Source organism: Streptococcus handemini, assembly GCF_040984445.1.
Lineage (GTDB): Bacteria > Bacillota > Bacilli > Lactobacillales > Streptococcaceae > Streptococcus > Streptococcus handemini.
On sequence record NZ_JBFRYH010000121.1, the window covers coordinates 1 to 1,234 of the forward strand.

The 1,234-nt window shown below is 45.3% G+C and carries 6 tRNA genes and 2 pseudogenes; 2 read left to right on the forward strand and 6 right to left on the reverse strand.

The annotated features are described in order from the left end of the window. Together ABPH35_RS10820 and ABPH35_RS10825 are read left to right on the forward strand one after the other, a co-directional pair. Positions 1-126, forward strand: a pseudogene (locus tag ABPH35_RS10820) (ISL3 family transposase); the annotation flags it as partial. A 1-nt stretch (position 127) separates the two neighbouring features. After that, a pseudogene (locus tag ABPH35_RS10825) lies at positions 128-466 on the forward strand (IS66 family transposase); the annotation flags it as partial. Between the two features lie 205 nt (positions 467-671). Here the strand turns inward: ABPH35_RS10825 and ABPH35_RS10830 are convergent. From ABPH35_RS10830 to ABPH35_RS10855, 6 genes are all read right to left on the reverse strand, one after another. Then, positions 672-755 (reverse strand) — tRNA-Leu (locus tag ABPH35_RS10830). Positions 756-768: 13 nt separating this feature from the next. Continuing rightward, positions 769-840 (reverse strand) — tRNA-Gln (locus ABPH35_RS10835). Positions 841-851: 11 nt separating this feature from the next. Continuing rightward, positions 852-924, reverse strand: a tRNA-His gene (locus tag ABPH35_RS10840). A gap of 10 nt (positions 925-934) precedes the next feature. Continuing rightward, positions 935-1,005 (reverse strand) — tRNA-Trp (locus tag ABPH35_RS10845). 7 nt (positions 1,006-1,012) lie between these two features. After that, a tRNA-Tyr gene (locus ABPH35_RS10850) sits at positions 1,013-1,093 on the reverse strand. A gap of 15 nt (positions 1,094-1,108) precedes the next feature. Next, positions 1,109-1,181, reverse strand: a tRNA-Phe gene (locus ABPH35_RS10855). Positions 1,182-1,234: the final 53 nt, after the last annotated feature.

Genomic DNA, 1,234 nt, shown 5'->3' on the forward strand with positions numbered 1-1,234 from the left:
CTCTATCAACTTCTCTTATTCCATTTCCAAGAGAAAAACTCAGACCATTTCTTTCACCTCATCAAACAGGAAATTGCTTCAGTTGACCCTATTTTCCAGACGGTATTTAAGACCTTTCTAAAGGATATTGGGGATTGCTTTAGAGTATAGCCTTAAATATGAAACCACCTTCCGAACCATTCTCTCGGACGGTAACTTAGTCCTGTCTAACAACATAGCCGAGAGGGCTATGAAGACTTTGGTTATAGGTCGTAAAAATTGGTTGTTCTCACAAAGCTTTGAGGGAGCCAAGGCGACAGCTATCATTCTTAGTCTTTTGGAAACAGCTAAGCGACACGGCCTTGATTCAGAGAAATAGATGACCTATCTTCTAGACAATCTACCTAACGAGGAGACGCTCGCTAAAAAGGAGGTACTGGAGGCTTATTTACCATGGGCGGAAAGTATTCAAAACAACTGTAGATAGGAAAAAGTTCCAGAGTCAAAGCGACTTTGGAACTTTTCAATATACTCCGTTATGGAGCGGTTACCCTTAAACATCAAAAAAGAGAAAACGAATGTCGTTCTCTCTAGGTGTTAGCTTTTCATCTACCCACTACAGTTGACAAAGAGCCGATATCCATCCAAATAAAGAAAGAGACAAGGTCTTAAAAACCTTGTCATACCAACTATACCGGCGGCCGGGGTCGAACCGGCACGTCCTTGCGGACACTGGATTTTGAGTCCAGCGCGTCTGCCAATTCCGCCACGCCGGCTAATATCTGATAACTGGGGTAGCTGGATTCGAACCAACGCATGAGGGAGTCAAAGTCCCTTGCCTTACCGCTTGGCTATACCCCAATAATAAAATAGGCGAGTGATGGGAATCGAACCCACGAATGTCAGAGCCACAATCTGATGTGTTAACCACTTCACCACACCCGCCATAATATAACACGGGCAGTAGGAATTGAACCCACACTGAAGGTTTTGGAGACCTTAGTTCTACCTTTAAACTATGCCCGTAAAGGTATGGAAGGGGAGGGATTCGAACCCCCGAACCCGAAGGAGCGGATTTACAGTCCGCCGCGTTTAGCCTCTTCGCTACCCTTCCAAAATATTAAATTAATGGCGCGAGACGGAATCGAACCGCCGACACATGGAGCTTCAATCCATTGCTCTACCAACTGAGCTACCGAGCCAAATCCACAATCAAATTGCGGGAGCAGGATTTGAACCTACGACCTTCGGGTTA